Genomic DNA, 6,000 nt, shown 5'->3' on the forward strand with positions numbered 1-6,000 from the left:
AGGGCAGGTTTATGGTCAAGGTCGGTATCGTCGGCGGCACGGGTTACACCGGTGTCGAATTGCTGCGTCTGTTGGCTCAACATCCGCAAGCTGAGGTGGTGGTAATCACTTCCCGATCCGAGGCCGGCCTGGCTGTGGCCGACATGTACCCGAACCTGCGAGGCCATTACGATGGCCTGGCGTTCAGCGTGCCGGACATCAAGACGTTGGGCGCCTGCGATGTGGTGTTCTTCGCCACCCCCCACGGTGTTGCCCATGCCCTGGCGGGTGAGTTGCTGGACGCCGGTACCAAGGTGATCGACTTGTCGGCGGACTTCCGCTTGCAGGATGCCGATGAATGGGCCAAGTGGTACGGCCAGCCTCACGGTGCACCGCAATTGCTGGAAGAGGCGGTGTACGGCCTGCCGGAAGTCAATCGCGAGCAGATCAAGCAAGCGCGCCTGATCGCGGTGCCGGGTTGTTATCCAACCGCTACGCAGTTGGGGTTCCTGCCATTGCTGGAAGCCGGGCTGGCGGATACATCGCGGCTGATTGCTGACTGCAAGTCGGGCGTCAGCGGTGCGGGGCGTGGTGCTGCTGTAGGTTCGCTTTACTCCGAGACGTCGGAAAGCATGAAAGCCTATGCGGTCAAAGGCCATCGTCACTTGCCGGAGATTCGCCAGGGGCTGCGTCGCGCAGCAGGCAAGGACGTCGGCCTGACGTTTGTGCCGCACCTGACGCCGATGATTCGCGGCATCCACTCCACACTGTATGCAACCGTCGTTGATCGTTCGGTGGACCTGCAGGCACTGTTTGAAAAGCGCTATGCCAATGAACCGTTCGTCGATGTGATGCCGGCGGGCAGCCACCCGGAAACCCGCAGCGTGCGCGGTGCCAATGTATGCCGTATCGCGGTACATCGCCCGCAGGAGGGTGACCTGGTGGTGGTGTTGTCGGTGATCGATAACCTGGTCAAGGGCGCTTCGGGCCAGGCAGTGCAGAACATGAACATCCTGTTTGGCCTGGATGAGAAGCTGGGCCTGTCCCACGCGGGCATGCTGCCGTAAGTTTTCTGCTGTTGCGCAAAGGCCCGTTGATCGGGCCTTTCGTGTTTTTAATGGCCGCTGCGCAGATTGATATACCGTAACAATAGTTGACCGCTTTTCTAGGAGAAGCGGATAATGCCCGCCATCACGCATATGGCGGCGCTACGCCGGGAGATTATCAGCATGAGCGTTGAATCCTTCACCCCCACGGCTTTGCAATTCACCCACGGTGCTGCGCACAAGGTGAAGAGCCTGGTCGATGAAGAGGGTAATGATCGCTTGAAGCTGCGCGTATTTGTTACGGGCGGCGGTTGTTCAGGGTTTCAGTACGGTTTTACCTTCGATGAAGACGTGGCCGATGACGACACCATCGTAGAGCGCGAGGGCGTAAGCCTGGTCGTTGATCCGATGAGCTTCCAGTACCTGGCAGGAGCCGAGGTGGACTATCAGGAAGGTCTGGAAGGTTCGCGCTTCGTGATCAAGAACCCGAATGCCACCACTACCTGTGGTTGCGGGTCTTCGTTCTCGATCTGATCGACAGCGCATGTAAAAACGCCGCTGGGCCTTGATAGGGCCACGCGGCGTTTTGCTGTGTGGGGTTCAGGCCGGGTAGATCGCGCCGAGTACCCGCAGGCCGCGGGCGCCGGTAACGCTGGGGCGGTTGGCGGCGATGCCTTCGAGGCAACAATGGGCCAGCCAGGCGAAGGCCATGGCTTCGACCCAATCGGGGTCTACGCCATAGGTGGCGGTGCTGCTGACTTGCGTGCTGGGTAGCAGGGCGCTGAGGCGGTTCATCAACGTGGTGTTGTGGGCGCCGCCGCCGCAAACCAGCAGGGTTTCGGTCTGTGGCTGTGCCGCTTGCAAGGATTCGACGATGGTCAGCGCGGTCAACTCCAGCAAGGTAGTTTGCACGTCCTGGGCTGCGAATGGCGGTAACCGCCCCAGGTGATGCTCCAGCCATCCCAGGTTGAAGACCTCGCGACCAGTACTTTTAGGCCCTTTGGTCACGAAGAACGGGTCGCTGAGTAATGCCTTGAGTAATTGCGGCTCAACCTTCCCGCTGGCTGCCCACTGGCCATCGCGGTCAAAGTTCTCGCCGCGTTGCTGGTGAATCCACGCATCAAGCAGGACATTGCCTGGGCCGCAGTCAAAGCCTGCGACCGGCTTGCCAGTCTCGATCAGGCTGAGGTTGCTGAAGCCGCCGACATTCAGAACCGCACGGTTACCCCTGCGCTCGCCAAACAATGCTTCATGAAATGCGGGGACCAGTGGGGCGCCCTGGCCACCTGCTGCGACATCACGGCTGCGGAAATCACTGACGACGGTGATTCCGGTCAATTCGGTAAGCAGCGCGGGGTTGCCGATCTGAACGGTAAAGCCCCGTGCCGGTTCGTGGCGGATGGTTTGGCCGTGACTGCCAATCGCTCGAATATCCTGGGGCTTGAGTTTCTGCTGATCCAGCAGGGCATGAATGCCCTGTGCGGCAAGTGTTACCCAGTTTTGCTGGGCAATCGCCGAGCGGGCAATCTCGTCCGGGCCGCTGGCGCAAAGGCCAAGCAGCTCTGAACGCAGGGGGGCAGGCATGGGGATGTAGTGGGTGGCGACCAGCTTGATCGCCGGGCCCTGCTCGATCAGCGCAATGTCCAGGCCATCAAGGCTGGTGCCGGACATCACGCCTATATAGAGCGGCATGGCTTAACGTTTCGCCGAAGCCAGGAGGGTAGAGCGCTCCTGGTCCATGCGGGACATCAGTGGCTGGCTCTGCTGCAGGAAGCGAGCGCGCTCGGCCTTGGCGATTGGATCAGCCATTGGCAGTTTTTGACCCAGCGGGTCGACATGCACGCCATTGACCTGGAACTCATAGTGCAAATGCGGGCCGGTGGACAGGCCGGTGGTGCCGATATAACCGATTACCTGGCCTTGCTTGACGTTGCCGCCCGTCTGGATGCCTTTGGCAAAACCTTGCATGTGGCCATACAGCGTACGGTAAGTGGCGCCGTGCTGGATGATCACGGTGTTGCCGTAGCCGCCACGGCGACCGGCCAGCAATACCTTGCCGTCACCGGCAGCCTTGATCGGCGTGCCACGTGGTGCCGCATAGTCGACGCCTTTGTGCGCGCGAATTTTGTTCAGAATTGGATGCTTGCGACCCATCGAGAAACGCGAGCTAATACGGGCGAAGTCAACCGGAGTACGGATGAAAGCCTTGCGCATGCTGTTACCGTCGGCAGTGTAGTAGCTGCTGTTGCCTTGTTTGTTGGTGTAGCGCACGGCGGTGTAGGTCTTGCCACGGTTGGTGAACCGCGCAGACAGAATGTTGCCGGTGCCGACGACCTTGCCGTTGGCGACTTTCTGCTCGTAGATCACGTCGAATTCGTCACCCTGGCGAATGTCCTGGGCAAAGTCGATGTCGTAGCCAAACACGCTGGCCATGTCCATGGTCATGCTATGGGACAGGCCGGCGCGGGCGGCCGATTGTGACAACGAGCTGTTGATCACGCCGTGTACATAGGCAGAGCGCATGACCGGCTTGGTGGTGATGCGATTGAACGCAAAGCCCTTGGCGCCTCTGGTCAGCGTGATGCTTTCCAGGTCGCTGATGTTGCTGTGCAGGTTGTTCAGCTGGCCGTCGGGGGTCAGTTCAAACTCGAGCTTCTGGCCGTGTTTGAGCTGGGTGAATTGCTTGGCCTGCTTGTCGCTTGCCAGCACATCGTTAACGGTTGCAGCGGGGAGCCCGACCTTTTCGAACAGGGTTGAAAGGGTATCGCCCCTGGCAACAATGACTTCCCGGTGTAGCGGATTCTTGGCGGCTTCTACCGCAGGCTCCGCCTGTGCGGTCTCTTTAGTGCCTTCGGCGCTGCTTTCGATTTGGGCAAACGGTGATTCTGCTGCGCCATTTGTGGCTTGTAGTGCGTCGGAAGCGTCTTGATCTTGTGTCAGTTGCTCAACCGGGCTTTCAAGGTCAAGGCTCAGGGTTGTTCGTTTGGCTTCTACGTCGCTGGAAGGAAATACCAGGAGAGCCAGGCTTAGAAGGGCGGCGATCCCACTTGCGGCGAGCAGGTGGGTCTTCGGGTAAAGCGGCGGCGCCTTAGACGGTTCTGTGGTCATAAGTAATTTTGGCTTTGAAAAGATGAATTGGAAAAGATGAATGACATGATGAAGATGAAATAACTGTATAAAATATAACCAAATCATCTGTGGTGCAAGCTTGCGAACGCTAGGCTTGCTGAACGGTGTCCGTGCGCAGGGCAAAACTTGTAATTAGCCCCTGATCTTGTATGGTTGGTTCCCTTTTGAATCTGAGCCTTGCGGGTCTGTTATGAAGTCGGTTGAAGAGCAGCTAGCGCTGATCAAACGTGGTGCGGAAGAACTGTTGGTCGAAGCGGAGCTGATCGAAAAGCTCAAGCGTGGCCAACCCCTGCGTATTAAGGCTGGCTTTGATCCGACGGCGCCGGATCTGCACCTTGGGCATACGGTGCTTATTAATAAGCTGCGTCAGTTCCAGGAGCTGGGGCATCAGGTGATCTTCCTTATAGGTGACTTCACCGGGATGATCGGCGACCCGAGCGGCAAGAGCGCTACGCGCCCGCCGCTGACTCGTGAACAGGTTCTCGATAACGCCGAGACCTACAAGACCCAGGTCTTCAAGATTCTTGATCCGGCCAAGACCGAGGTGGCGTTCAACTCTACCTGGATGGATCAGATGGGCCCGGCGGACTTCATTCGTCTGACGTCCCAGTACACCGTTGCCCGCATGCTTGAGCGCGATGACTTCGATAAGCGCTACTCCACTAATCAGCCTATCGCTATCCATGAGTTCCTGTACCCGTTGGTTCAAGGGTATGACTCGGTGGCGTTGCGTGCCGACGTCGAGTTGGGCGGTACCGATCAGAAGTTCAACCTGCTGATGGGGCGTGAGCTGCAACGTGCGTATGGGCAAGAGGCGCAATGCATTCTGACCATGCCGTTGCTGGAGGGGTTGGATGGCGTCAAGAAGATGTCCAAGTCCTTGGGCAACTATGTGGGTATCCAGGAAGCGCCGGGCGTGATGTACGGCAAGCTGGTTTCGATTCCGGACGCGCTGATGTGGCGTTACTTCGAGCTGTTGAGCTTCCGCTCGATGGACGAGATCAATGCCTTGCGTGCTGATGTAGAAGCCGGTGCAAATCCGCGTGACGTGAAGATCAAGCTGGCGGAAGAGATCGTTGCGCGCTTCCACGGTGAAGAGGCTGCTGCCAGCGCACACCGTGCTGCGGGTAATCGCATGAAAGATGGCGAGCTGCCCGATGATTTGCCTGAGGTGGAATTGACTGCTGCCGAAGCAATGCCGATTGCTGCAGTCCTTAATAAGGCGGGCCTGGTGAAGAATTCGGCAGTGGCGCGCGACCTTCTGGGTTCTGGCGGTGTACGTATAGATGGTGAGGTGGTCGATCGCACCTTTATATATGAGTTGGGCGCGACCCACGTTTGTCAGGCCGGCAAGAAGGCATTTGCGCGTATTACGCTTAAATCCGAATAAACCTGAAATTAGCGGTTGACGGCGATTTATATCTGTCTATAATTCGCCCCACTTCCGGCGCAGTCGAAACGGAAAACTCCTTGGTAAACAAAGAGTTATGCAGGTTTCGACAGCGAGCTGCTTCAGATCATCGAAGCCCAGAAGGAGTTGGTAGGGCAGTGTTGTTTGGCTCTATTAACGTTTCGATCTTCTCGATCGAAAGCGGAGAAAAAGAGGTGTTGACAGCAGCGTGTAACGCTGTAGAATTCGCCTCCCGCTAACGAGAGATCGGAAGCGCAAGTGGTTGAAGTTGTTGAAGAATTCTTCGAAAACTTCTGAAAATAATCACTTGACAGCAAATGAGGCTGCTGTAGAATGCGCGCCTCGGTTGAGACGAAAGATCTTAACCAACCGCTCTTTAACAACTGAATCAAGCAATTCGTGTGGGTGCTTGTGGAGTCAGACTGATAGTCAACA

The 6,000-nt window shown here is 57.6% G+C and carries 5 protein-coding genes; 3 read left to right on the forward strand and 2 right to left on the reverse strand.

Annotated features, from left to right (window positions below; translation table 11 throughout):
- Positions 1-11 precede the first annotated feature (11 nt).
- A complete protein-coding gene (gene argC / locus ACZRN6_RS12495) occupies positions 12-1,046 on the forward strand; it encodes an N-acetyl-gamma-glutamyl-phosphate reductase (RefSeq protein ID WP_464008061.1) in 1,035 nt (344 codons plus the stop codon).
- Between the two features lie 162 nt (positions 1,047-1,208).
- The gene (gene erpA, locus ACZRN6_RS12500) at positions 1,209-1,559 is read left to right on the forward strand and encodes an iron-sulfur cluster insertion protein ErpA (protein WP_003176443.1); all 351 of its coding nucleotides are present in this window, start codon (positions 1,209-1,211) and stop codon (positions 1,557-1,559) included.
- Between the two features lie 66 nt (positions 1,560-1,625).
- Here erpA and ACZRN6_RS12505 read toward each other — a convergent pair whose 3' ends face one another.
- Both ACZRN6_RS12505 and ACZRN6_RS12510 read right to left on the reverse strand, forming a co-directional pair.
- Entirely contained in the window at positions 1,626-2,717 is a 1,092-nt protein-coding gene (locus ACZRN6_RS12505; RefSeq protein ID WP_464008062.1) for an anhydro-N-acetylmuramic acid kinase, read from the reverse strand.
- Between the two features lie 3 nt (positions 2,718-2,720).
- Complete coding sequence (locus ACZRN6_RS12510; RefSeq protein ID WP_464008063.1) at positions 2,721-4,133, reverse strand: peptidoglycan DD-metalloendopeptidase family protein; 1,413 nt, start codon at positions 4,131-4,133, stop codon at positions 2,721-2,723.
- A 211-nt stretch (positions 4,134-4,344) separates the two neighbouring features.
- On the opposite strand from ACZRN6_RS12510, the gene tyrS reads away from it, so the two are divergent.
- Complete coding sequence (tyrS, locus tag ACZRN6_RS12515) at positions 4,345-5,544, forward strand: tyrosine--tRNA ligase (RefSeq protein WP_017739632.1); 1,200 nt, start codon at positions 4,345-4,347, stop codon at positions 5,542-5,544.
- The last annotated feature ends 456 nt before the right edge of the window (positions 5,545-6,000 follow it).

Source organism: Pseudomonas sp. A125, from assembly GCF_055409485.1.